This is a genomic window from Paenibacillus sp. 37 (assembly GCF_008386395.1).
Classification (GTDB): Bacteria; Bacillota; Bacilli; order Paenibacillales; family Paenibacillaceae; genus Paenibacillus; species Paenibacillus amylolyticus_B.
In genome coordinates, this window is sequence record NZ_CP043761.1 from 6,040,773 (window position 1) to 6,064,702 (window position 23,930).

A 23,930-nucleotide genomic window follows, 5' to 3' on the forward strand; every position below is an offset into this window, starting at 1 on the left:
ATTACAATTCAAGTAATTAGACAGGCAAAATCAATGGCGGCCTCACGTTCCCTTGGGAAGCGAGGCCGCCATATTTTATATTCTGAACTATGTTTCTGTTGCTTCACGATTCTGTTGCTGCTCCAAAGACAGGAATATCCGTAATTAGAAGAAGCCTGATTCTTCATTACTTCCTTCTTTAGTGGGTTGGATCATTGGTGATGCCGACTAGGTTTATTATGTATCATGGACAACCATATTTATGTTCACTTCTGAAAGCAGCCTGTCTAATACCACTCTTTTATTTGAAAGTTCCGGTGTTTCTTTCGATTCTTTAATCTCTCACGCAGATTATATCTATTCTCCTTTTGTTCCTGCAGCAATTGCTTCACCCCGATCATCAACAATCGGTATCTTCGGTCATCATTGTGACTTAATTGGTGCATTTCTTCAAAAATTTCATTCTTCATACGGATCTTGTTCACTCCAAATATTCAGTTTGTTCTCACAGTATACATGGGAGCACTGAACAAATTCTAAACAAGCGTTGTTTCTCAACTTCAGTTATTCAAATGCACATCATGCGGACTGGAATGAAACAGAAAAACCCCTTCCGTCGCAGGACAAGAAGAGGTCTCCGTAGATAAGGTAATGATCAAGCTGCTTTTGCCTTCATACGCTTAAACTTTGGATTCAAGCGTCTCCAGATACTCGGAGATTTGAGCAGGTGTTTTAGCCCATTTGCTATGCAGATGTGCGATTTTCTTGCCGTTCTGGAAGACGAGCAGGCTTGGAATGCCGCGCACACCATTTTCTTCGGCAAACGGCTGGAACTTCTCTGCATCCAGGGCATAGAAGGTTTTGTCCGCATGTTGGTCGATAACATCCCCGATAAAACGATCCAGATTTTTGCAATCCGGACACCAGGTTGTATCAAATTTAATGACGGTAAAACCATCAGAGTTAATTGTATCCAGATATTGCTGTTCACTTTGAATTCTTTCCATATGTCTTCTCTCCCTTATATGTTCCTTTTTTGGTTGATCTTCATTGTACCTCGTATGGTTACAATTGAAAATAGGCTTAATAGAGTTAACGATGCTGCTTGTACAGATTAGCGGGACTGAGTTCTCGTATTTCCTGAATTTCCGCAGCGGTGAGTTCAGGCGAATTCGAAGCAGCAATATTGTGCAGTAACTGTTGTCTTGAACTGGCACCAGGGACAACTGCTGCTACGGCAGGATGGGATAACGCGTAGCGAATAGCTATCTGAGCCATACTGCGTTGGTCTGTAACAAGACGACTTAGCCCTTGCCGAATGGTATATAGTTGCTCTGGCGTATAGTCCAGATAACCTTTGTCTGCCTTGGCAGATCCGGAATCGGCAAGCACTCCGCTAGCTACGGGCCCACGGGCAATTACGCTGATCCCCTTTTGTTCCACTAAAGGCAGCACTTCTTCTTCCGCTCTGCGGTCAGCAATGCTGTACTGGTTCATCACACTGACGATGGATGCCCTCTTTACATACTCCCGAATCACATTGGGACGAATGGAGGAAATTCCGTAATATCGGATAAGTCCTTCCTTGTTTAGTTCCTCAAACGCTTCGATCGTCTCTTCGATGGGGTCGTCCAACGTGCCGCCATGCAACTGATACAGATCAATGTAATCGGTCTGCAACCGCTTCAGACTTTCATGTACAGCCTGCTTAATGTAGGCTTTGGACGGGTCCCATGACCAGCCCTCTTTACCCGGCAGACGACGATTACCTACTTTGGTCGCAACAATGACCTGGTCCCGACGCCCTTTAATAGCTTGTCCTACAATCTCTTCATTACGCCCTGCGTCGTACAGATCGGCTGTATCAAGCAGATTGATCCCATGATCCAGAGCCTCATGAACCAGGCCCACAGCGTGCTCCATTTCAGTTCCAAGTGACATACATCCCAGCCCAATCTCAGACACCATCAGTTCGGATGTACCCAGACGATTTTTCTTCATATGTGCATCTCCCTCCATACGTTCTGCAAGTATCCATTGTATCATTCTTGCTGGCAAAAATCGCATGCCTCACCGAAACCAAAGGTAGTTTTCAACTGCACAAAAAAACCTGGAACGACTTCATCTCCAGGTTTCTTATGATCATCATTTGAATTCAAGCGATAAACGAGCTATCGCAATCTATTTCACTTCCACGCGTGGTCTGGCTTTACTTGTTCCGTTGGACGAATTGGAGTTTTTCATCATACCCGAGACCGTGCTAAACAGCTTATCTCTTGCTTGTTTGTTCCTCATCAGATAAGTCACACCTGCGCCGATCGCCGTCATGAGTATTCCTCTTCTTTTAGACATGTGCTTCTCCTCCTTCAGGATAAATGTACATCGTGTCTTGTTTGACAATTACCCTGTGGGAGCAAAACGAAACGAAGTACAGGCTTGATCGCAGAAAAAAAAGATGACCTCCGAATTCAATTCAGCGGTCATCTTCCAATCGTCCAGTTGAAACATCAACCGAACGAGATAAATCATACAAGCTTTCTTACAATCAAGACAAACGTCCATGTCCAATTAATCAGATGGCGTTGCCACATGGGTCATTTCTTCATGTTTGTAGGTCGAACCATCCGCGGTCAGATAGAAGTGACCAATCGGATGCAGATCTTCATCCAATTCGTAGACAAGCGGAATGCCTGTCGGGATATTGAGCGCCATCACGTCTGCTTCGGACAATTGGTCCAGATGCATGACGAGTGAACGGAGCGTGTTACCATGCGCAGAGATCAGCACTCTTTTGCCAGCAGACACCATCGGTTTAATCTCCGCATTCCAGTACTCCAGAACACGCTTCGAGGTATCCATCAGGTTCTCCGTAAAAGGGATGGTGCATCCGAGCCGCTTGTACTTGTCCAGATCCTGCACATATCGGTCATCGGTTTCGTCCAGTGCCGGGGGAGATACGTTCACGGATCGTCTCCATTCCTTTACTTGGTCTTCCCCATACTTCAGAGCAGTCTGCTGTTTGTTCAGTCCTTGCAGCGCACCATAATGGCGTTCATTCAGCTTCCAAGTTTTCGTAATGGGAATCCACATGAGGTCCATTTCATCCAGCGCAATATCGAGTGTTCGGATAGAACGTTTCAGCACGGATGCATAGGCGTAATCAAAATCAAATCCCTGTTCCTTCATGATCTTCCCTGCTTTACGAGCTTCTGCGTAACCATCCGTCGTCAGATCCACATCTGTCCATCCGGTAAAACGATTCTCTACATTCCACATGCTCTGTCCATGGCGAATCAAAACAACTCTGTACATAAACGTGAACCTCCTTCCATGGAAACATTACCTGCAAGTCAAACTAATTAGCACAGTGAAACGTTCATCACATTAATAATATGGTGCCATCATCAGGTATACTACAACACCTGTAGAACTTACATACAGCCAGATTGGCATAGTCCAACGTGCAATTTTACGGTGTTTCTTCAATTGATTCGTCCAACCCCATACCAGTGTGAACAACGCCAATGGAACAATGAGGGCTGCCAGTATACTATGGGTAATCAGAATGAAGAAATAAATGGAACGAATGATGCCCTCGCCGCCGTATTTGGACGTCTCTGGTGAGAGGTAATGAAACGTCAGATAGGTCACGAGGAATAACAGTGTTGTTGAGAATGCAGCAAGAATAAATCGTTTGTGCAGCTTCACATTCCTCTTGATAATAGCAATAAGCGCTGCAAGCAGGAAGATGAAGGTAAAGCTGTTAAACACGGCATTAAACCGCGGCAACACCGTAATATCAAAGGTTACATCACCTTTGTAACCAATAGACGGTGCGAAGAACAATAATAAAATAATGACATTAGCGAGAATGGAAATCGTGATAATGATACCTGCAAAATTTTTATTGCTCGTCGGGGATGGAATGTTCGGTTCCCCTTTGTTATTTTTGCCCAATGCAAAATCCTCCTCATATCCTAACTTCTATGTTCTATATCATTATATCTCGGCAATTCCGGGCTGTTAAGTGACAACACTCTGAACAAAAACCGCTGCACTCCCCTATAAAATGCCCCTTTACGGCCGTTTTCAATCAAATCCAAACCGGCTCCCATTTACCCAAGTCTTTATTTGTGGTATAATTAATGCAATTAATCACATACGCGTTGAAACTGGAGGAGCCTGTCACCAAGGGCCCCTCTTTGTCTTTTTTAGGCATAAAAGCGGCACTCTTAACAAGCGCTGTTTTTATGCCTTTTTTTTGTTCTAAAGGCTTGGAATGATCCCCCCTTGGGCAGGTAAACCTATAAACGCTACTGCTGGAGAGGAGCACACCTATGGAATTTATTTTGGTTCTTGCACTTATTTTAATCTTTACCAAACTTGCCGGTGATCTATCCGTCAGATTGGGTCAGCCGTCGGTACTGGGGAAACTGATTGTGGGTGTCATCCTCGGGCCTGCAATTCTCGGTTGGGTTCAGCAAAGTGATTTCGTCCATTATATGGCCGAAATCGGGGTACTATTGTTGATGTTCATCGCTGGATTGGAGACCGATCTGGAACAATTGAAGAAAAACTGGAAAGCAGCCTTTGCTGTTGCTGTGGGTGGTATTATTTTACCATTCATCGGAGGATACGGTTCGGCCATGGCGTTCGGTATGTCACAGACACACGCATTGTTCTTTGGACTTTTATTCTGTGCCACGTCCGTCAGCATTTCCGTTCAGACACTAAAAGATATGGATCAACTCAGCTCTCGTGAGGGTACAACAATCCTTGGTGCAGCTGTTGTCGATGATGTTCTGGTCGTTGTCATTCTTGCTGTTATGATGAGCTTGCTGGGTACAGGCGGAGGAGACACTTCGATTTCTCTGCTTATTGGCAAGAAGCTGTTATTCTTTGTGATCATCATCGCTGCCAGCTGGTTCCTTGTTCCTCGCATCATGAAGTGGATGGCACCACTGAAAGTAACCGAGACCGTCATTACTGCGGGATTGATTATTTGTTTTGGCTTCTCCTACTTTGCAGAGTGGATGGGTGTTGCCGGAATCATTGGTGCATTTGCCGCTGGGATCGCCATCTCCCAAACCAACTTCAAACATGAAGTTGAAACCAAACTGGAACCGATCGCCTACGGAATTTTTGTTCCGGTGTTTTTTGTCAGTATTGGTTTGAATGTCACGTTTGATGGTGTGGGTTCACAAATTTGGTTTATTGTCGTTATAAGCCTCATTGCAATTGTAACCAAGCTGATTGGTGGCGGAGCTGGTGCACGACTGACTGGATTTAATATGTCATCTTCATTGGCCATTGGCTCAGGAATGATATCAAGAGGTGAAGTTGCGCTCATTATCGCTTCAACGGGACTTGCTTCCGGCTTACTTGATCCGGAATACTTTACGAGCGTAGTAATCATGGTCATAATCACTACACTTGTTACGCCACCTCTGCTCAAAATTACCTTTGCACGCAAAAAGGGTGAAAAGCAAGTCGAAAGAGGAATTGAAGAATCACATTTAAGTGGGTAACTGTAAAAGAATATCTACGTTTAGCTTACCTGATGGCTTTGTGAAATATTTTTAGTTTCGGAGATATTGGCTATATCTTCTTTAGAAGATTCAATACGTTCGTGAAGCACACGCCGCTTTGATCCATTCCTCCCCTTCAACATGAAGGTTAGAGGTGGTCAGAGCGGTTTTTTTTGTATTTTTACAAGTCATACGTATTCGTTACTCACTCAAGTTCGCTATATCGTAGAAAACAAAAAAAGACCACCTTACACTCAAGAGGTCTTCCATCTATGCCCGTAGTTACAACAGGCTGTCCCATTTTAAGTTAACACACCAACATAAAAACCAATCGAGATAAAGACAACACACCAGACAAATGCACCAATGCCCGATACAACTACGTACCTGCCAATTGCCATACGGCTCATCCCTGAGAAACAACACATCAGATGACGAATGCCCGGAATGAAGTAACCGAGGATGATTGACCAGTATCCATATTTCAGAAACCACGACTCCACCCTGCTAAATCGTTTGGCATTCACGCCAATCCACTTGCCATACTTATCGAACAGCGGCCTGCCTGCCTTCTTGCCAATCATGTAGCTGAGCAGCCCCCCGGTAAATGCGCCACCGAAACTGACGGCGATGGATACGGAGTAATTCAATACCGAGATGGAGGCGAGATAACCGACAAACGTCATCATCACCTCATCCGGAATCGGCATGCCAATAACGCCAAGAGCCAGTAGTCCGTAGATTGCGAAATAACCATATTGACCAATAAATTCTTTTGCAAATTCCATACTGACTCGCTCCTTATTTCGGTTCCACAATATCCTTCTCATGTGAGGCTAGCACTTGTTTTAGAGACGGGAATCGGATTTGGCTCACCATGAGACCGGATAATACAATAATGACAAGATAGGCTACACCATGTGTGAAATAAGGACTCCAGAGTGCGAAAAAGGACATCAGACCTCCCGCAAATGTAATCGGCATTCCGACAAAACCACTGCTTGCTGTCTTCTGACAGTTATAACGGGCCAGACGCAAAGCACCGCAAATGGGAAATAATGCAGTCAGTGCCATCCCCAGCACACTCACTTCAATCATGGAATTCAGGTACAGAATCAACACGGGCGCTGTTCCGAATGAAACTACATCCGCAAGCGAGTCCAGGGACTTGCCGAACTCACCCTCACAATGCAATTTACGAGCCGCATACCCGTCAAACAGATCAAAGAACATCGCTACCCATATCATCATTACAGCCAGGGCAAATTCACCATGAATAGCCATAATGATTGCCAGCATGCCTGAACTCAGATTCCCCAAGGTTAAAATCGATGGTAAAGACTTCATAAGATTTGACTCCCTTTCGTACTAGGCTTTAGGAAAAATAATATAAAAACGGACTCCATCCGGTGTATTCTCCACTCCATAACTGCACCCATGCAGATCAAGAATCTGCTTCGCAATGGCCAGACCGAGCCCGGTCCCCCCCATTTTACGATTACGTGAGCGCTCTACCCGATAGAACCTCTCCCATATATACTGCCGCTCAGCTTCAGCGATCTGCTCACCCTTGTTCTCAATGGAAATATGGACAAAACCTTCACGCCTGCTGATCTCAATAGTTATATCGGTATGTGGTATCGCATGACGTATAGCATTCATCATGATATTGAAAATAACTTGCTCCAGCTTGCTTCGGTCACCCTCAACCGTCTGTTCTGTTGTGGATACAAGCACCACATCCAATCCTTTGTCCTTCAGTTGCGGACCCAGACGGCCGGCGATATCCTCAATCATATCAGCCAGTGCAACAGCATCCGTATTCAATTGAACCGCTGAGGATTCCAGTCGCACCAGATCCAGCATCTCTTCAACCATTGTTTCCATTTTGATCGTCTCATCGGCAATGATCTCAATGTAACGCTCCCGTTTGCTCTCGCTCACGCCATCCTTCAGCCCTTCAGAATATCCCTTAATAATGCTGATTGGTGTCTTAAGTTCATGTGATGCATCGGCAAAAAACTTGCGCTGACGCTGTTCAATCTCCTGCTTCATTTCCATATCTGTACGCATCTGCGTGTTGGCCTGCCTCAGCTCTTCCAGTGTCTGACCCAAGGTTCCCGATAAGGCATTGAGGCTGTTAGATAGACTGCCGATTTCATCATTACGCCGGATGGGTGATTTCACCGTGAAATCCAGCGTAGACATTTTCTTGGCGACATGGTTCAAGGCCAAGAGCGGCTTCGTTACAATTCGGGACAGGAGTAACGCCAGCAACAGAATCAATATAAATGCCCCTATGCCAAAATACGCATAGAACAAACGTGTTGCCTCATTCGCTTCCCTCATCTCCTGTAGAGACGTGAGCGAGAAGATCAGTTGCTGCTCAGGTCCGGAACGATGCACTGGAGCAATGGTGATGACATTGCGAACACCGCTCCAGCTATCCATCCATTCTTCATTGAGCATTTTGCCATTCGCCAAGGCCAGTTGGTCTTCGGTGGACAAAGGGAACCGGCTATCCAGTGCTTGCACCAGCAGTCCCTGCCTCTGACTCCACGTTGCCAGATTGGGAAGAACGACCTCGGTCAATACACCTGACCATTCCTTTACCGGTTCAATTGATTCCTGAAAGCTTTCAGTTCCCCATGCGGCAGAAGTGGCATCCTGGATTTTGAATGGATAGACCATGGATTCGCTGGCCGGACCTTTCACCGTCAGTTCTTGCCCATATTTCAGATGGGATGTAATCCAGCCAGCATTCTCACTATTGATAAACAAGGACAAGGACACTTTCACGTGACTTCCATCCTCTTGAAGCAACGTAATGTGGAACGGGTCATTAACCAGTCTTCCGGTATTCGTCAGAATGACCAGATGTGATTGATTCTGACGCATGAACTTCCCGGTCTCCTTAGCCAGCTGTAAATCACTCCAATGTCCATTGGAATATTGCTGTTCGAACTTGGACAGCTTTTTCTTCATACTACTGACCTTTTGATGCTGATAGAAATCGGGGAACCAGACCAACTGGGCAAAAACCGTCGTCCCATATAGAAGTACCAGACATCCTGCCATGACCAGGAAAAGCTTCATTGTTACGCCATTTCTTCTCATGCTTCTGCCTCGAAACGATATCCAGTGCCAATCACCGTACGGATACACTTGGCTTCATCACCCAATTTGCTCCGCAGCTTCTTGATGTGGGTATCTACAACACGTGAGTCCCCTTCAAAATCAAATCCCCAGATCCGATTCAAAATGGCATCCCGGGACAACACAATGCCTGCATTACGTACCAGATAAAGCAACAGATCATATTCCTTTGGTGCAAGTTCCAATTCAATTCCGTCCTTCTCCAAGCGTCTGGCCCATGGATCAAGGGTTACCTCTCCGAAACGAATCACACCCTGCTCTCGTCCAATTGCACCTTCAACACGCTTCATTAATGTCTCTGCACGTGCAACCAGCACACGTGGGCTAAACGGCTTGGTAACGTAATCGTCTACGCCCAGCTGAAATCCATGAATTTTATCGTCATCCTCGGACCGTGCAGTCAGCATGATAATAGGTACGGTGGATTGGGATCGAATATGCCCACATAACGTCCATCCATCCATTTCAGGCATCAAAACATCCAGAATAACCAAATCCACCTCATGCAAAGCCAACAGTTCCAGTGCCTGTACTCCATGTTCTGCTTCTATGACGTTCCATTGTTCTTTTATGAAATAATCGGCCACAATCTCACGAATGCGGCTTTCATCTTCCACCAGAAGCACTGTTCTGATCATGGCCGACTCTCCTTTTTAGATTTCTGATGATAACATACCTATTCCATGTGTCGTTCATGTGTCCATACATGTTTTGGAATGCTCCCATGATATATACGATTAATATAAGCCAAAAGTTACTAATTTTTATAAAAATTCGCATAAAAAAGAAGCCGTCAACGAGCAAGCTCCAGCTCATTGACAGCTACTTGAATGAAATCGAAGTATGTTGTCCAGAATTGATGCGCTACTGCGCGCTCCCTGGCAACACTTAACGTTGTTGCTCCAGACGGTGTGCCACATGCAGTGTCGGGCCAACAAAACGGTTCAGCGGGAATCCGCCGGCAATCGCTTTGGTCACGAAGGCTTTACCTTCACGAACAGCCTCTTTCACTGAAAGACCACGAGCCAACCCTGCGGTAATCGCCGCAGACGTTGTGCAGCCCGCACCATGCGTATATCCGGAGCCGACAACATCGGCTTCAAACCATTCGTAGTTGGTTCCATCATAGAGTAGATCCATTGCTTTACCCGGGCTAATGACACCTCTGTCCTTAATTAGGACATGTTTCGAGCCATGGGCATGAATTGCTGCTGCCGCTGCTTCCATCTGTTCCTTGGAACGAATCGGTCCACTCTTCGCCAGTTGGGATGCTTCGAACAGATTAGGTGTAACCAGATCAGCACCTGGCAACAGGAATTCGATCATCGCTTCCGTATTTTCCGGTTGCAGTACTTCGTCTGTACCTTTGCAGACCATTACCGGATCAATAACGATCTGTGGCAGACCGCTACGGCGAATATGTTTTGCTACCAGTTCAATAATATCTACTGAACCGAGCATACCTGTCTTCATGGCATCAAAACCGATACCGTCCAGAACCGTGCGAAGCTGTGCTTCAACTACATTTAATTCAACAGGAAAGACCTGGTGATCCCATGTTTCGGGCTCCATTGCTACAACCGTAGTCAGTACGGTCATGCCATACACACCCAGCTCCTGAAAAGTTTTCAAATCAGCTTGAATACCTGCTCCGCCGCTCGTGTCCGAACCAGCTATTGTTAATGTTTTTGGAATCGTCATGGTAGTTGCATTCTCCTTCGTGTCTCAGTTGACATTATCCTATCCCTTGTACGAGCGGATGTCAATGGCATCTGAAGCCATACAGAGCATGGTTTTCCGAATGATTCAGTTCACATCTTTTGTCTCCAGACGAACCATGGACATCGAAGCAATCCATATCCCTATTGCTCCAAGGGTCAGAGGGATAATAACAAGCGAATGAATGGAAACTTCCGACCCGTTGAATCCGGAGCAGACAATCAAAACCAGCAAAATGGACGAGACCATTGTAGTTGTAACAGAATGCTTACGCATACCGAAGAATAGGGGAATGAGTGCCATACACGCAGCCGATAAAGAACTCATACTGTACTTCACCAGAAGTCCCAATATATCCTGATTTGTCAATGATCCGGGAATGAAGGAGTAGAAATGATTAACAATCAACAGCAGTGAACCCATCAACAGGTCGGTAACCATAATCATCACAAATGTAAAACCAAACACGATAATCAATTTGGCAGCAATGATTTTATGACGCTGGATAGGATAGGTGAACATGACGTTCATCGTTTTATTTCTATACTCACTGATCACCAGCTTGGATAATAAAGCTCCTGCAAATATGATAAAGGTCGCTCTCACAAACGTATCGATAATCATAAAGGCGGTCTGGTAATCGGCATAGGCATAATCTTCTGCTCCCACATCCACGAATCCAATCATGATCAGGAAAAGAAGAATGGCTATACTGGCAATACCTGCCCCTGCAAAATTACGTGCAAAACGGTGCTTCCGCATCTCAAGTCTGATTAGTTTAAGCAACGTCTTCATCCCCTTTCACAAGCTTCATGAAGTGTTCTTCCAGGGAATGAGCCCGTTTGGATATCGATTCGATCTCAATGCCGTGCTGGATCAGCTTGGTGTTCAGTTCCGATGGAATGATTCCCGGATCATAGATGCGTAACGTTTGGTTATCAACCAGTTTATAATTACTCAAACCAAGCTGGTGTTCAATGACATAGGTCGCTTTGCGGATATCCACCGCCTGTAACTCAATGTACTCATTTTGACTTCCACGAATGCTCTCCATTGATACTTCTTCCACCAAACGACCGCCGCGAATGACACCAACTGTGTCCGCAATCTGCTCTATCTCACCAAGAATGTGACTGGAGACCAACAGGGTAATGCGATACTCATTGCTAAGCCGCTTGAACAAATCTCGCATCTCCCGGATCCCTACAGGGTCCAATCCGTTGATCGGTTCATCCAGAATGAGCAGTTCAGGTGTGGTTATAAGTGCACGAGCCAGTCCCAGCCTCTGCTTCATGCCCAAGGAGAAGTCTTTGACCGGTTTCTTGCCCGTATTCTTCAGCCCTACCATTTCCATCGTGTTGTCGATGATCTTTTTATTGTAGAATCCCATGTATTCACAGTGAAGCTCCAGATTCTCGCGAGCAGACAGTCTATCGTAGAAAAAAGGATATTCAATAATACTGCCCATTCGCTTCAGCACTTCATAAGAGGTCGGCGTAAGCTTCTCCCCAAACAGTTCTATCTCCCCTGTGGTTGGTTTGACGAGATTGGTGAGCATCTTCATGATGGTTGTTTTACCAGCACCATTTGGACCGAGGAATCCATAGATCTCACCTTGCTTAATATTCATATTGACGTTGGATACAACCTCCACCCCTTCATATACTTTGGTCACATCTATTGTTCGTGCGATATAATTCATCGTCCTTGTTCTCCTTTACGTCCCCTGTCCGGGTTCCTATATCTATATTGTAAAGAGAAAAGTCTTCTTTTTTATTAATCAAATCTTACAAAAACCTTAAGTCTGACCGGACAAGCCAAACTCAGAGTCTACCAAGCCTTTAGGGTAACCGAGAATACAGTCCGTTGATGTGGCACACTATGCAAGTGAATACTTCCACCCATCCGCTCAACTAGCCGTTTCGTAATGGTCAGACCCAGGCCGCTGCCTTGATAGAGTCGATTGCGGGAATCCTCCAGTGTATACATGCGTTCAAACACACGACTATGCTCGCTCTCAGGGATCCCTTTTCCCTGGTCCCAGATCTGTAGCGTCACAGGTTCACCGATCGAATGATCCAGTGAAAGCCCCAGTACCTTACCCTCTGCTCCATATTTCATTCCATTGGTAATGAGATTATCCAGCACACGGTCCAATGCTTCTTCATTCGCTTGCACGAAGATATCACCATCAGGAATCTCTAGCTCCACGTGTAACCCCAGATTCGTCAACATTTCATAAAAGGAAAGCATCTTCAACCGGCATAATTCGCTGATATTCACTCGACTAAGCACTAGCTCCGTGTCTCCAGATTCCAGCTTTGCCAAGTCAAAAAAGGAATGGATCAAACGCAGCACTTCCTGCGCCTTATCTTGTATTTTCTCCGTCATAATCTTCCGTTCCTGATCGGTCAGTGATGGACTGTGCAGTAAGGTCTCACTATAACCCAGCACCACCGTGAGTGGCGTTTTCAGATCATGTGAAATGTTGGAGAGCATATTACGCATCTCCTTCTCCTGGTTCGCATAACCGGCCTTGGCGCGGTGGGCATAGTCAAGCAGCTGGTTCATGTCTTTCAGAAGCTGACTGACTTGGTCATCACTATTGAATACAAGCAATCGCTCAAAGGTGCCTTGATCCAAAATAGCGGATATTTTCTGATGAATATAGGACAGGTGTTGGTTTCTTTTCCGGAATTTCAACCACAATACAATGAAGGCAATGGCCAGAATAGCTGTTGTACTGGCAAAAATCAGTGTCATCCCTGCTCCGCCTCCAGCTTATATCCGATGCCCCAGAGTGTCTTGATATACTGGGGAGCCGAAGGATCTGCTTCCAGTTTCTCACGCAGACGACGCATATGTACGTTAATGATATTTTCGTCTCCATAATAATGATCGTTCCAGACGGAGGCGTAGATCTGAGCCTTGGTGAACACTTTGCCAGGATGGGTAACCAACAGCTTCAGAATTCCAAATTCCTTGGATGTCAGCTTGACGGGTGTACCTTCACGTTCTACCTCGTACGTCTCCATGTCAACTACGAGTCCTCCAATGTGAATACGCTGATCTTTAGCCACTTCAGCCACAGGCTGAGTCGTATAATTGGCGCGGCGAATCGCAGCTTTGATGCGGGCAGTCAGTTCGATTAACGAGAACGGTTTGCTCAAGTAATCATCTGCACCGAAGCCCAGACCTAACGCTTTGTCCACCTCCCCATCCTTCGCAGACAGAATGAGCACAGGTACCAGACTGACTGCCCGAATGCTTTGCAGCACATCCATCCCACTCTTGCGAGGGAGCATCAGGTCCAGAATAACCAGATCATACCCGGGTTGTGACTGGCTGAACTGACGTTCTGCCTCTAAGCCGTCATATGCATAAGTGACGTCGTAGCCCTCTTTTTCCAGATAAGGTCCGACCATTTCACTAATTGAACGATCATCTTCAACAAGCAACAAGCGGTAACTTGACACGATTTCCCCTCCAGCATGAACATTTTTTCTTTATTACCTCACAGTTTGTTTGAATTGGCAATGATATACGAAAAAACCTGACAGGAAGTACACTTCGGTATAAAGTGTGTTTCCGGCCAGGTCTATGAGTGTCTGTAGATAAATGCTGGTGCTTCTATTCTCTATATCCGTTCTCACTGTGAATCCAGCACAGTCCAATGGTTCCTGCACCTGCATGAATACTCACCACAGGGATAAACGGCATGATTTCGGTCTTTAATTTAGGGAGCAGATTGGCAATCTGCTTCTTGATCGTGACGGCTTCTTCCTGATTGTTCGCATGCATAATGCACACATGTTTTACTTTCTCCATATCCAGCTTGAGCATATCCAGCATGCGATCTTTCGTTCGCTTGAACGTGCGAATCTTCTCATTCACAACCACTTTGCCCTCTTCAAATCGAAGCAGCAGATGGATCTTGAGCAGTTGACTGATGATTAGCTGTGTGCCGGACACCCGTCCACTGCGATGAAGATTCTGAAGACTGGCCGGGATGAGGTAAAAGGACATGTTATCAATCATCTGTTCAATGTTTACTTTGATCTCGGCAGCTGAACATCCCTGCTTCTGCCATTCCAGTCCTTGCATAATCATCTCACGGTGAGGATAGGCACCTGCCTTCGAATCAATTGCGGTCACCGTCACTCCTGCAATCTCTGCAGCCTGCATGGACGTATGCAGCGTTCCACTAAGCTCTGTAGAGCAATGAATCGTAATAATCTCATCGTACTTGTCTTTGAGCGACTCATACAGTTCAATGAATTCGCCAATGGGTGGCTGCGAACTGCTCGCACGTGAAGCCTCCGCAAGTTTCTCATAGAACATTTCAGATGTAATGTCATCGGTTTCCCGGTAACATTCCTCTCCAAATACGATGCGCAGCGGTACGATGTAGATATGATTTTGCTCCGCAAAAACGGGATCCAGTGTACTGGTACTATCGGTGACCCATGCAATTTTCTTCATGACATCCTTCTCTCTTGCCGGATTGTTTGTTCTGTATCTTCAATCGTCAAGCACAAGCCCGGCGGTTTATTTAAAATTTGAATATTTCACATTGTAAACGTTTGCGATACTACCTCTCAATTATAAATGAACGGACAGACCGTTGTCTTGTGGCGCAATCATGAACACCCCTGTTAATACCATTATTAGCTAAAAAAATGTCTTGCCTGTGAAGGAATAAATTGGTATGCTGTTGTCCTTCTCTCTTTTTCGCCTTGACTGAAGTGAACGGAAACGCCGTTCAATCCACTTATCGGAGGTGTCACATGCTTTATTTCACTCTGGCTTCCAAAGCCTACTCCCGGAATCTGCAATACCGCGGGGCACACATGGTACATAACTTGGCAAGCGCCATGTTTGGTTACATGTATGCCTGCCTCTGGATCGGCATCGGGGCCGACCATACGCTCGGAGAATACGGGACACAGGGGATGATCAGTTACATTGCGTTCACGCAATCCTCTCTCTGGATCTCGGGTTTTCTCACGAACGGATTGGGTATTCCCTTATCCGTCAGGACAGGGCAGATCGCACTTGATCTGATGAGGCCTGTTCATCTGTTCACCCACCTGTTGGCACGCGAATGGGGGCAGATTGCCTACCAGTTCGTGTACAAAAGTATTCCGATCTACCTGCTCTTCTCCATTGTCTTTTCCCTGGATTGGCCCTCAGACGTTTCAACACTATTCTATGCCGCACTTGGTCTTGCCGGCGCCGCATACTTGTCCATCTGCATGAACTACATTATTGGTGCCACGTCGATGTGGACCACGGAGTCCTCCTGGCTTCACTGGGGCAATCACGCGATGATGAATCTGCTGGCTGGTTTTTTCATTCCGCTGGAATGGCTACCGGACTGGCTTGAACAACTTGCCTGGATATCCCCCTACCCTTTCCTGCTCTATGTACCTACCCGAATCTATCTTGGTTTCGAAGATGGCTCCTTGTTATGGGGAACCTTGCTTTGGTGTGTCTGTATGACGTTGATCTGTCTTGCGATTACCCAAGTGTTACGTCGTAAAGTGGAGGTACAAGGCGGATGAAGCGAACTTCCTGGTTCAATTTATATAAAATGCTGATTCGAACAAGCATCCGCAGCCGGATGCAATACAAGTTCAATTTCATCATGGCGTCCGTACTGGCCGCTTTAATTCAGATCTCCGAGTTTCTGATGGTTGCTCTCGTGCTGCACAAATTCGGAGCAATTAAAGGCTGGTCCCTCCATGAGATCGGTTATCTCTTTGCCATCATGACGTTATCCAAAACACTGTATCGCACATTCGGAAACGAAGTTCATCATCTGGAAAAATATCTGGTTAATGGTGAGCTTGATCAACTGTTAACACGTCCCATGCCCGTATTGCTGGCACTGCTGCCGCAAAACTTCCGCATCATGGCTGGGGAAGTCCTGCAAGGCGGGTTCATTCTCTGCTGGTCATTGGCAGGCATGATGCATAGCGGACAGATTGGCTGGATCGCCATTCCCTTCTCCCTGTTTATTATCCTGACGGGTGCAGTCATTCTCTTTTCCATTGGACTCGCTACTGCTACACTCGGATTCTGGACCACACGCATCGAGGAATTACAGACGATTACTGAAGATGCAGCACGAACGGCTGCCCAATATCCGCTAACGTTATATCCCAAATGGATGTCTGGCATTCTGCTAACGGTGATTCCCGTGGGATTCGTCAACTATATTCCGTCACTCTATCTACTGCGGGGTGAAGGAGGAGCATGGGTCCTTGTTGCTGTTGCTGCGGTTGCCGTACTGAGCTTGGCTGCAAGTCTGCGTTTCTGGCAATTCGGCATGACCAAATATCAAAGTACAGGTAGCTAAGGAGGCGTAACGATTTATGAACATGATCACAGCACGGCATCTGCAAAAGGAATTCAAAACTCCTGTTATTCGTGAAGGACGTTTCTCAGGTCTACGTACGTTATTTTCACGTGAATATGTGTCCAAGGAAGCGGTACGCGATATCAGTTTTGATATCGGCCCAGGTGAGTTTGTGGGTTACATCGGTCCGAACGGGGCTGGCAAGTCTACCACAATCAAAATGCTGACAGGTATCCTGCACCCCACCTCGGGTGAGGTAAGGCTTGACGGTATGAACCCGCATCAGGACAGGCGCAGGACCGTGGGTCGACTTGGCGTCGTGTTTGGACAGCGCAGCCAGCTCTGGTGGGATCTGCCCGTGAAAGATTCATATGATATTCTGGCCGAGATGTACGGCGTCCGTACCGAGGACAAAAAGAGACGGCTGTCCCAGTTCGCCGAGCTGCTGGACCTTGAATCGTTCTGGGCCACTCCTGTCCGCAAGCTTTCGCTTGGACAACGCATGCGTGCGGATCTCGCAGCTTCCATGCTGCATGATCCCGAACTGCTTTTTCTCGATGAACCAACAATTGGACTGGATGTGAACGCAAAACGGAACATTCGTCAATTTCTACGTACATTAAATGAAACGTTTGGCAAAACGATTTTGCTGACCACCCATGATATGGATGACATTGAGCAGTTATGCAGTCGGGTGATGGTGATCAATCACGGTCAACTTACATATGACGGCTCGATACCTTCTCTGCGTGACACTATCGGTCTGCCGACACTTATCCGAGTTGCGTATCGGGGTTCATTTCTTATGCCTGATACTATACCGTCCGCCATTCAGATCACAGGAGTGGAAGGGCAGATTGTCACCGTCGAAGTTAACCGGAAGGAATGGAGCACGATGGACATTCTGAAGCAGCTTGAGCAATGGGGTGAGATTGAAGATGTGGAGATGAAGGAACCCGATTTCGAAGATATCATCCACCGGGTGTATTAGTTGGCCCATTTTGTGAGGAAATAGGATGAAGACCTGTTCTTACGCCGTTACATGAAAGAGGGACATGGCGTACTGTACTATTGGAGGTGAAGCGTCATGCTTGTGACCAAACATGTCCTTGCAACATCCAGCGTACACGCTACTCCCTACTTCATCGTACGTGGCATCATGCCGGGGCCTGTGATGTTCATTACATCCGGGGTTCACGGGAACGAGACGGCGAGCATGGCCGCTGCGCAAAAACTCGCAGATGATATTGCGACAGGTCGTCACGCCATTCAGCGAGGGCTGTTAATTATCGTGCCACGCGTGAACCAGCAAGCCTACGTTAAGAAAATCAGAGGCAAGCCAGATTTGAATCGTACGTTTCCACGCCGTATGTCAGGCAAGGCCAAGCATCCGCTCGCTGCGGCAGTTTTTCAGCTCGCGCGTGAACATCGGGCCAACTGGTGGCTCGATCTGCATGAAGCCAACGGCCTGTCTCAACTGAGTTCGCGGGTGCTTGGACAGACGTTGATCACCAATCCCGGCAGTCGGACAATTCCAGCTTGCAGAAGAGTTATCGAACGGATGAATCGGTCGATTGCCATTCGTGATCGTCATTTTAAACTTAAGCAGCATGAATTGCCGGGATCTGCCCGTACAGCGGCTTCAAGACTATTACAAGCCCGTTCTGTTACGGTGGAGACCTGCTGGAGTCTGAAGCGCGCGACCCGTATCAAGTATCAGACGGAGATTGTTCACCATTTTCTGCGTGAGGCGGGCATGTCGTGATGAAGAACATTACAATAGAACTAAAAGAAACCTCGGACAGAGAGCGCCCGAAGTACATCTTAAGGCGCTCTTTGTTCGAGGTTTTACAGTTTATAACTCTTTCTTTTGCACCCTGAACGATTGAATATAATTGTCAATATCGTCCTCCGGTGTATGCAACAGTCGTGCCAGATGAATCTGCATCTGTTCCAGATGGTCAATATGCTTCTGAATATCAGCGATTTGGTCACGGACGAGTGTTTTTAACGTATCTTTTTCCATGTCTTCCTGGCTGAGCAGTTGCAGGGTCTCTTGTATCTCCTTTAAGGAATAACCCAGCAACTGGGCATCCTTAATGAACTTAATTTTGACCAGATAATCCTCGGTATACACCCGATATCCGTTGGAGGAACGACGGGGAGCAGGCAGAATTCCACTATCTTCGTAATAACGGAGAGTTGCCATACTCACACCTGTACGCTTGGCCAACATTCCTCTTGTCATGGTTTCCATGCCTACTCCTCCACCCCTTGCGAATTTATTGTGTTTGTTTGTTGCGTATCTTGGTATACGTGGCATCATAAGTAACCTCAGAAAACTGAGATGCAGGGCCTTGCAATAACGGCTGCTCCTCTCCTTTGAGATAACGGTCAAAGAATGCGAGCGCATAGGATCTAGTTATATCCACATTATGTTCTGGCGTCATGCCTCTGGCAAATAGTTTCGGTGAAATTAATGAAATATCCGTAAAGCTTTGATGGAAGAAATTCTCCACCTTCAGATAATAGGTATCATTCAGACTGCTCGTCATCACATGGTCCAGATCCGGCTCAAACTCAGGGTAGAACACGTTATCTTTGGATGTAGCATTCGGATCGAAGCTTTTAGCCGTTTCACCAGACATGATGTACATAAAAGGCTGTTTTAATGACGTCTTGGAGACGCTGCCCCAGAAGCCGCCTTCCAGACTGAGTCCTGCACGTAAACGTTCATCCTGTGCGAGTGCTTCGGCTGTTGTAGCCCCGCCATAAGAGTGCCCCATAATGCCTGTATGATTCAGGTCAAGCTTGCCCTCCAACACCTGATTGGGATCATTCCGATTCCACTGTTCAAGCGTGTCGAGTACAAAACGTGCATCTGCTGCACGAATGCCTACGCCCTCAACATTATATTGATACAGTTCTTCTGACGTTGCAAATTCAGGCCCGGCTTCATAAGACACTTTACGCCCATCGGGGAAGGTAACGCGAGCTGAGGTATACGGATGATCCATACCTACAACAATATAGCCATGGCTGACCAGCTCCTCGACAGCAGTCATGCTCTGGAAACGGGCAGAACGGACACCGGGAGAGAACAGCACCACCGGATAAGAAGGGCTTGCGTCTGATATGGCTGCGCCTTTAACCACATGTGTCGGAATGGTATCAAGGTAGCTGAACACCTTGGGCGGGATACCAAATACCAGACTGATGGCTTCTCCAAGTTCAGACGGGTAAGACTCAGGAGTTATCTCCTTGACATCCTCCGGGTTCACTGGATACCACACGTTAATCATCAGTTCCCGCTTGTCCCCGCTTTCGGGTGTAAACGTCTCTTCACGGGTTTCATCCACCAATTGTTGCGAAAATGTACCGATTGCAAACTGCCCTGTAGGATCAGGTATCGTAAATGCTGGAAAATACCAAGTGAGCAGTCCTGAGCCAGCGCCAGAGACCAGCGCCAGCATCGCAACCAGCGTGAGTTGAAGCCATGAACGCCATGTCGGTTTCTGCTTCTCTGCAAACTGCCCAGTGACTCGGTTACGATACTCTTTCACTACCTTAATGATTAATACGATGAAGATTATGCCTGCAACAAGATACGTTGGCAGCAGCATCACGCGAAACGAATCTAATATACCGTGAAGCAGCAATGCTAATATCAAGGCAGCCGACATCCCTGCCGCAAGTTTCCGACGCTTTGAGTACATAGGTATACACAACGCTGCGCCAATCGTTACAAGTACCAGTATCCATTCCATTAGTTTCATCATTTATCCTCCAAACGTTGTTGATGAAACAAGAATAAACCTTGAAGTATACTTCAAGGTCAAGGCTGTATTTCAGAAACAATTTATTGAGGAATTCGTATATCCCATTTGCTAAGTTCGGTCAATGTACACGTTCCGGACGCGAAAGCCTTAATACCTGTTGAGTTCGGCCCAGGATATATCCGCCCTGTCATTACCTGCTCTCCCTGCTGAATGAACACCTCAATGGAGCTGACATCCATAAAAATATGAAGTTCCAGCTTCCCGTCAAGCAGTTCCACGGTCGCAGCACGTTCTCCCCCCGGCCCTTGTCCCGCCCGCTCGCGATTTAAGCATAGACGACGCTGCTGCACATCATAGGAAATCACGGTTTCTTCGTCCTCACCCGTGCGCAGTTTCAACCCAAAGTGCTGTGCTTGCTCCGCTTCGAATACAGCATACATTTCGTAACGGTCTCCGCTGATTCCAAGATCAAGATCATGTTCATCACCACTTAAATGTATACCATACTGCTCATTGCCTTCCGATCTGTACTGTATAAGTTCGGGCAGAGGCCGGAATATCAATCGTTCTCCCCTGCGAATTAGTTGTCTCGGCAACGTCATCGCTCCAGCCCAGGCATGAGACTGTTGTGTCGGGATTTCCGTTTCCCACGTATCCATCCAGGCCACCATGATTCGTCGTCCCTGTGCATCCTCCATCGTCTGAGGTGCGTAAAAGTCGAAGCCGCAATCCAGCGGAACGTACTGCTCGTACTTCAGCACACCTTGGTCTTCATCCAGCGTTCCCATCATATAAACGGTCGAATGCAAGTTGCGATAGTTATCTCCCTGAGCAGGCATGCGCTGCGGAGACATGATCAGCACATCTTGACCATCCAGTGTGAACAGATCGGGACATTCCCAATTGTCGCCAAGCGTCCCGTCACTCTGGGCCATAATGTTAACATAACTCCAATCCTGCAAGTCCGTTGAACGGTATAACAGAATGACACCTTTGCCCGCAGCATCATTCGATCCAAGGACACAATAGTACACACCGTTTCGTTCAAATACTTTTGGATCACGGAAGTCCTTGGGACTGGTATGAGCTGGGATTTGATCCAGTCGAATGACGGGATTCATCGCGCTTTTGACAAAATCAATTCCATTGTCCGAGACAGCGATATTCTGTGTCTGCAAGTAATCGTTATCCTTGTCGGGTCCAGTCACCACATGCCCCGTGTACATCAGCACCAACTTGCCATCCTGCACGATCGCACTTCCAGAGAAACAGCCTCCACTGTCGTAGCTCTGATCGGGTGCCAGTGCAACAGGCAGATACGACCACGTAACCAAATCACGGCTCACCGCATGTCCCCAGTGCATCGGCCCCCATACCGGCTCGTAGGGATAATGCTGATAGAACATATGATACATCCCGCCAAAGTATATGAAGCCGTTGGGATCATTCATCCAGCCCACCTCCGGCATCAAATGATAGGCCATTCGATAGGTTGGATCAACCTGATGTCGATGTTTCTTGATATATGCGTTGGCCCGGGCGAGTGTATAACTCTCCTTCGTGTGAGCCGACGAACTCGTCAGTCCAAGGTCTGTCTCTTGCCTTGTGTCCATTTCCTGTTTCTCGTATCGTTCCTTGTTCATATGTCCTTCACTCCTGTCTCTCTCTCTCTCTATCACCCAACTGAACTTATTTGATAGCCCCTTGCATGACCCCCTGAATGATGTACTTCTGGGCAAACAGATACACGATCAGTACTGGCAGCAGGGTCAAGACCAGACCAGCCATCAATGGACCGTAATCGACAGTGTATGTCCCATAAAAATAAAACGTGGACAGCGGCAGCGTGCGTTGCTCGGATGAAGTCAACACCAGGGAAGGCAGCAGAAAATCATTCCATATCCACAATACATTCAGCACGCTAATCGTTACGGTTGTTGGCAGTAACACCGGCAGTACGATTCGAAAAAAGGTTTGCACTCTACCGCAGCCATCCATTAGAGCCGCTTCTTCAAGCTCCAGGGGAATACTTTTGATAAAGCCATGATAGATAAATACGGCGAGCGGACTGCCAAAGCCAATATACATGTAGATCAGAGACCACTTGTTATCCAGCAGGCTGAGCGAGCCGTATATTTTAACCAGCGGAATCATAATAGCCTGAAACGGAATAATCATCGCAGCTACCATCAGGAAAAAGAGATACTGATTCACCTTGCTATTGTGGCGAACAAAGTAATGGGCTGTCATCGCCGCAAAAAGAGCAATCAGTAATACACCTGCAACGGTTATGAGCAACGAATTGCTGAAGGCGGATACATATCCCATTTTGTCAAACGCATTGACATAATTATCGAATTGAAAGGAGCTTGGTAACCCCAGCGGATCGGAAGTAATTGACTGGTTAGCCTTGAACGAATTGACGATGAGAAGTACAAACGGAAATACAAACAAAATCATCACAACGATTAATGCACTAAACTTTATCCAGTTGAAAATGCGCGATTGTCCAGCCATCATGCCTCGACCTCCAGTTTTTTGCTGAAATAAACCTGGAGCAGTGTAATGGCGGCCACGAGGATAAACAGCACAAAGGCTTCTGCCTGCCCCAATCCGTAGTCACGAGCAAGAAAGGCCTGCTCATAGACATGCATGGATACCATCTCGGTGCTCTTGAAGGGCCCGCCACTGGTCAGGGAGACGTTCAGATCATACACCATGAAACCCCGTTGCAGTGACAAAAAGATGCAGACAATAAACGAAGGAACCATCAGCGGCAATACAATGCGCGCCAGCATTTTGCGATTACTTGCCCCATCTATGCTGGCTGCTTCCATAACATCCTTCGGCACATTCATCAGTCCTGCAATGTAGATAACCATCATATAGCCGGCATACTGCCAAACGGTCACCACAATGAGTGCCCAGAACGCTTTGTCCGGGTCAGCCAGCCAGGAGGTGGAAAACAGAGTGAGGTTCATTTTTTGTCCCGCAAAGACGAGTACCTGATTAAAAATAAACTGCCAGATGAAACCAAGCACGATTCCACCCACCAGATTCGGCAGGAAAAATCCGGCCCGAAACCAGCCCTGCGCCTTCATTCCCCGGGTTACAGCATAAGCGAGCAGGAAAGCAACTGCATTGGTGAGCACAACGGTAATAAATACGTACTCCAGCGTCATCCCGAATGATTTCCAGAACACGGTGTCCTTGAACACACCAATATAATTATCCCAGCCAACAAAGTTTTGATCGATGGCGATGCCATCCCAGTTCGTAAACGTCAAATAAATACCATACAGAAATGGAATAATCATCACTGTAGCAAACGCAAATAATGTCGGGCCAGTAAAGATCAGACGGGTTCGCAGACGTGTCCATAATCCTTTTTCGGTCAGCATTGTCAAC

The 23,930-nt window shown here is 46.8% G+C and carries 26 protein-coding genes; 5 read left to right on the plus strand and 21 right to left on the minus strand.

Annotated elements, in window-relative coordinates; all coding sequences use genetic code 11:
• Positions 1-266: 266 nt before the first annotated feature.
• From F0220_RS25955 to F0220_RS25975, 6 genes are all read right to left on the minus strand, one after another.
• Positions 267-449 carry a hypothetical protein gene (locus F0220_RS25955; protein WP_091019237.1) on the minus strand — a complete coding sequence of 61 codons (183 nt, stop codon included), beginning with the start codon at positions 447-449 and terminating at the stop codon, positions 267-269.
• A 210-nt stretch (positions 450-659) separates the two neighbouring features.
• Entirely contained in the window at positions 660-986 is a 327-nt protein-coding gene (locus F0220_RS25960) for a thioredoxin family protein (RefSeq protein WP_091019235.1), read from the minus strand.
• 85 nt (positions 987-1,071) lie between these two features.
• On the minus strand, positions 1,072-1,980 hold the full coding sequence (locus tag F0220_RS25965; RefSeq protein ID WP_105601902.1) for an aldo/keto reductase: 909 nt from the start codon (positions 1,978-1,980) through the stop codon (positions 1,072-1,074).
• 180 nt (positions 1,981-2,160) lie between these two features.
• A complete protein-coding gene (locus F0220_RS32645; RefSeq protein ID WP_181155598.1) occupies positions 2,161-2,331 on the minus strand; it encodes a hypothetical protein in 171 nt (56 codons plus the stop codon).
• Between the two features lie 216 nt (positions 2,332-2,547).
• Positions 2,548-3,291, minus strand: a complete 744-nt coding sequence (gpmA, locus tag F0220_RS25970) for a 2,3-diphosphoglycerate-dependent phosphoglycerate mutase (protein ID WP_076328872.1) — start codon at positions 3,289-3,291, stop codon at positions 2,548-2,550.
• Positions 3,292-3,363: 72 nt separating this feature from the next.
• Entirely contained in the window at positions 3,364-3,936 is a 573-nt protein-coding gene (locus tag F0220_RS25975) for a DUF420 domain-containing protein (RefSeq protein WP_017692198.1), read from the minus strand.
• Positions 3,937-4,316: 380 nt separating this feature from the next.
• Here F0220_RS25975 and F0220_RS25980 point away from each other — a divergent pair, with 380 nt between their 5' ends.
• Positions 4,317-5,507, plus strand: coding sequence for a cation:proton antiporter (locus F0220_RS25980; RefSeq protein WP_091019230.1), 1,191 nt, complete (start codon positions 4,317-4,319; stop codon positions 5,505-5,507).
• Between the two features lie 302 nt (positions 5,508-5,809).
• Here F0220_RS25980 and F0220_RS25985 read toward each other — a convergent pair whose 3' ends face one another.
• The 10 genes from F0220_RS25985 to F0220_RS26030 form a co-directional block, all read right to left on the minus strand.
• Positions 5,810-6,295: a DedA family protein gene (locus F0220_RS25985; protein WP_091019228.1), complete on the minus strand. Its 486-nt coding sequence runs from the start codon at positions 6,293-6,295 to the stop codon at positions 5,810-5,812.
• Positions 6,296-6,308: 13 nt separating this feature from the next.
• Positions 6,309-6,854: a CDP-diacylglycerol--serine O-phosphatidyltransferase gene (gene pssA / locus F0220_RS25990; RefSeq protein WP_091019226.1), complete on the minus strand. Its 546-nt coding sequence runs from the start codon at positions 6,852-6,854 to the stop codon at positions 6,309-6,311.
• 21 nt (positions 6,855-6,875) lie between these two features.
• Positions 6,876-8,624, minus strand: coding sequence for a sensor histidine kinase (locus F0220_RS25995; RefSeq protein WP_091019224.1), 1,749 nt, complete (start codon positions 8,622-8,624; stop codon positions 6,876-6,878).
• Entirely contained in the window at positions 8,621-9,301 is a 681-nt protein-coding gene (locus F0220_RS26000; protein ID WP_149846808.1) for a response regulator transcription factor, read from the minus strand. Before F0220_RS26000 ends, F0220_RS25995 begins: the two co-directional genes overlap by 4 nt.
• A 250-nt stretch (positions 9,302-9,551) precedes the next feature.
• The gene (gene thiD, locus F0220_RS26005) at positions 9,552-10,364 is read right to left on the minus strand and encodes a bifunctional hydroxymethylpyrimidine kinase/phosphomethylpyrimidine kinase (RefSeq protein WP_017692191.1); all 813 of its coding nucleotides are present in this window, start codon (positions 10,362-10,364) and stop codon (positions 9,552-9,554) included.
• A gap of 105 nt (positions 10,365-10,469) precedes the next feature.
• Positions 10,470-11,177, minus strand: coding sequence for an ABC transporter permease (locus F0220_RS26010; protein ID WP_149846809.1), 708 nt, complete (start codon positions 11,175-11,177; stop codon positions 10,470-10,472).
• Positions 11,161-12,084, minus strand: a complete 924-nt coding sequence (locus F0220_RS26015) for an ABC transporter ATP-binding protein (RefSeq protein WP_091019219.1) — start codon at positions 12,082-12,084, stop codon at positions 11,161-11,163. Before F0220_RS26015 ends, F0220_RS26010 begins: the two co-directional genes overlap by 17 nt.
• Positions 12,085-12,212: 128 nt before the next feature.
• Entirely contained in the window at positions 12,213-13,145 is a 933-nt protein-coding gene (locus F0220_RS26020; protein WP_091019218.1) for a sensor histidine kinase, read from the minus strand.
• A complete protein-coding gene (locus F0220_RS26025) occupies positions 13,142-13,807 on the minus strand; it encodes a response regulator transcription factor (protein WP_317452004.1) in 666 nt (221 codons plus the stop codon). The genes F0220_RS26020 and F0220_RS26025 overlap by 4 nt, the downstream gene beginning before the upstream one ends.
• 205 nt (positions 13,808-14,012) lie before the next feature.
• Entirely contained in the window at positions 14,013-14,864 is an 852-nt protein-coding gene (locus F0220_RS26030) for a DegV family protein (protein ID WP_149846810.1), read from the minus strand.
• 305 nt (positions 14,865-15,169) lie between these two features.
• On the opposite strand from F0220_RS26030, the gene F0220_RS26035 reads away from it, so the two are divergent.
• The 4 genes from F0220_RS26035 to F0220_RS26050 all read left to right on the plus strand — a co-directional run bounded on the left by F0220_RS26035 (position 15,170) and on the right by F0220_RS26050 (position 18,508).
• Positions 15,170-15,946, plus strand: coding sequence for an ABC transporter permease (locus F0220_RS26035; protein WP_149846811.1), 777 nt, complete (start codon positions 15,170-15,172; stop codon positions 15,944-15,946).
• A complete protein-coding gene (locus F0220_RS26040) occupies positions 15,943-16,743 on the plus strand; it encodes an ABC transporter permease (protein WP_091019211.1) in 801 nt (266 codons plus the stop codon). Before F0220_RS26035 ends, F0220_RS26040 begins: the two co-directional genes overlap by 4 nt.
• Before the next feature lie 22 nt (positions 16,744-16,765).
• Positions 16,766-17,734 (plus strand): ABC transporter ATP-binding protein, encoded by a 969-nt coding sequence (locus F0220_RS26045; protein WP_149846936.1) that lies wholly within the window; start codon positions 16,766-16,768, stop codon positions 17,732-17,734.
• 96 nt (positions 17,735-17,830) lie between these two features.
• Positions 17,831-18,508: a M14 family metallopeptidase gene (locus F0220_RS26050; RefSeq protein ID WP_149846812.1), complete on the plus strand. Its 678-nt coding sequence runs from the start codon at positions 17,831-17,833 to the stop codon at positions 18,506-18,508.
• A gap of 90 nt (positions 18,509-18,598) precedes the next feature.
• Here the strand turns inward: F0220_RS26050 and F0220_RS26055 are convergent, their stop codons facing one another.
• From F0220_RS26055 to F0220_RS26075, 5 genes are all read right to left on the minus strand, one after another.
• Positions 18,599-19,000, minus strand: coding sequence for a MerR family transcriptional regulator (locus F0220_RS26055; RefSeq protein WP_091019207.1), 402 nt, complete (start codon positions 18,998-19,000; stop codon positions 18,599-18,601).
• A 25-nt stretch (positions 19,001-19,025) separates the two neighbouring features.
• Entirely contained in the window at positions 19,026-20,522 is a 1,497-nt protein-coding gene (locus F0220_RS26060) for an alpha/beta hydrolase family protein (RefSeq protein WP_223199779.1), read from the minus strand.
• Between the two features lie 80 nt (positions 20,523-20,602).
• Complete coding sequence (locus F0220_RS26065; RefSeq protein ID WP_149846813.1) at positions 20,603-22,165, minus strand: glycoside hydrolase family 32 protein; 1,563 nt, start codon at positions 22,163-22,165, stop codon at positions 20,603-20,605.
• A gap of 46 nt (positions 22,166-22,211) precedes the next feature.
• On the minus strand, positions 22,212-23,042 hold the full coding sequence (locus F0220_RS26070) for a carbohydrate ABC transporter permease (RefSeq protein WP_397376319.1): 831 nt from the start codon (positions 23,040-23,042) through the stop codon (positions 22,212-22,214).
• Complete coding sequence (locus F0220_RS26075) at positions 23,039-23,923, minus strand: carbohydrate ABC transporter permease (protein WP_091019202.1); 885 nt, start codon at positions 23,921-23,923, stop codon at positions 23,039-23,041. The genes F0220_RS26070 and F0220_RS26075 overlap by 4 nt, the downstream gene beginning before the upstream one ends.
• Between the last annotated feature and the right edge of the window lie 7 nt (positions 23,924-23,930).

What these genes read in the sequence shown, in the direction of transcription:
- F0220_RS26015 (WP_091019219.1), bottom strand. Translation starts at nt 12,084, where the DNA reads ATGAATTATATCGCACGAACAATAGATGTGACCAAAGTATATGAAGGG.
- F0220_RS26050 (WP_149846812.1), top strand. Translation starts at nt 17,831, where the DNA reads ATGCTTGTGACCAAACATGTCCTTGCAACATCCAGCGTACACGCTACT.
- gpmA (WP_076328872.1), bottom strand. Translation starts at nt 3,291, where the DNA reads ATGTACAGAGTTGTTTTGATTCGCCATGGACAGAGCATGTGGAATGTA.
- F0220_RS26075 (WP_091019202.1), bottom strand. Translation starts at nt 23,923, where the DNA reads ATGCTGACCGAAAAAGGATTATGGACACGTCTGCGAACCCGTCTGATC.
- F0220_RS25980 (WP_091019230.1), top strand. Translation starts at nt 4,317, where the DNA reads ATGGAATTTATTTTGGTTCTTGCACTTATTTTAATCTTTACCAAACTT.
- F0220_RS26025 (WP_317452004.1), bottom strand. Translation starts at nt 13,807, where the DNA reads ATGGTCGGACCTTATCTGGAAAAAGAGGGCTACGACGTCACTTATGCA.
- F0220_RS25995 (WP_091019224.1), bottom strand. Translation starts at nt 8,624, where the DNA reads ATGAGAAGAAATGGCGTAACAATGAAGCTTTTCCTGGTCATGGCAGGA.
- F0220_RS26070 (WP_397376319.1), bottom strand. Translation starts at nt 23,042, where the DNA reads ATGATGGCTGGACAATCGCGCATTTTCAACTGGATAAAGTTTAGTGCA.
- thiD (WP_017692191.1), bottom strand. Translation starts at nt 10,364, where the DNA reads ATGACGATTCCAAAAACATTAACAATAGCTGGTTCGGACACGAGCGGC.
- F0220_RS26035 (WP_149846811.1), top strand. Translation starts at nt 15,170, where the DNA reads ATGCTTTATTTCACTCTGGCTTCCAAAGCCTACTCCCGGAATCTGCAA.
- F0220_RS26055 (WP_091019207.1), bottom strand. Translation starts at nt 19,000, where the DNA reads ATGGAAACCATGACAAGAGGAATGTTGGCCAAGCGTACAGGTGTGAGT.
- F0220_RS26000 (WP_149846808.1), bottom strand. Translation starts at nt 9,301, where the DNA reads ATGATCAGAACAGTGCTTCTGGTGGAAGATGAAAGCCGCATTCGTGAG.
- F0220_RS26065 (WP_149846813.1), bottom strand. Translation starts at nt 22,165, where the DNA reads ATGAACAAGGAACGATACGAGAAACAGGAAATGGACACAAGGCAAGAG.
- F0220_RS26010 (WP_149846809.1), bottom strand. Translation starts at nt 11,177, where the DNA reads ATGAAGACGTTGCTTAAACTAATCAGACTTGAGATGCGGAAGCACCGT.
- F0220_RS25960 (WP_091019235.1), bottom strand. Translation starts at nt 986, where the DNA reads ATGGAAAGAATTCAAAGTGAACAGCAATATCTGGATACAATTAACTCT.
- F0220_RS32645 (WP_181155598.1), bottom strand. Translation starts at nt 2,331, where the DNA reads ATGTCTAAAAGAAGAGGAATACTCATGACGGCGATCGGCGCAGGTGTG.
- F0220_RS26045 (WP_149846936.1), top strand. Translation starts at nt 16,766, where the DNA reads ATGATCACAGCACGGCATCTGCAAAAGGAATTCAAAACTCCTGTTATT.
- F0220_RS26030 (WP_149846810.1), bottom strand. Translation starts at nt 14,864, where the DNA reads ATGAAGAAAATTGCATGGGTCACCGATAGTACCAGTACACTGGATCCC.
- F0220_RS25955 (WP_091019237.1), bottom strand. Translation starts at nt 449, where the DNA reads ATGAAGAATGAAATTTTTGAAGAAATGCACCAATTAAGTCACAATGAT.
- F0220_RS26020 (WP_091019218.1), bottom strand. Translation starts at nt 13,145, where the DNA reads ATGACACTGATTTTTGCCAGTACAACAGCTATTCTGGCCATTGCCTTC.
- pssA (WP_091019226.1), bottom strand. Translation starts at nt 6,854, where the DNA reads ATGAAGTCTTTACCATCGATTTTAACCTTGGGGAATCTGAGTTCAGGC.
- F0220_RS25965 (WP_105601902.1), bottom strand. Translation starts at nt 1,980, where the DNA reads ATGAAGAAAAATCGTCTGGGTACATCCGAACTGATGGTGTCTGAGATT.
- F0220_RS26060 (WP_223199779.1), bottom strand. Translation starts at nt 20,522, where the DNA reads ATGATGAAACTAATGGAATGGATACTGGTACTTGTAACGATTGGCGCA.
- F0220_RS26040 (WP_091019211.1), top strand. Translation starts at nt 15,943, where the DNA reads ATGAAGCGAACTTCCTGGTTCAATTTATATAAAATGCTGATTCGAACA.
- F0220_RS25985 (WP_091019228.1), bottom strand. Translation starts at nt 6,295, where the DNA reads ATGGAATTTGCAAAAGAATTTATTGGTCAATATGGTTATTTCGCAATC.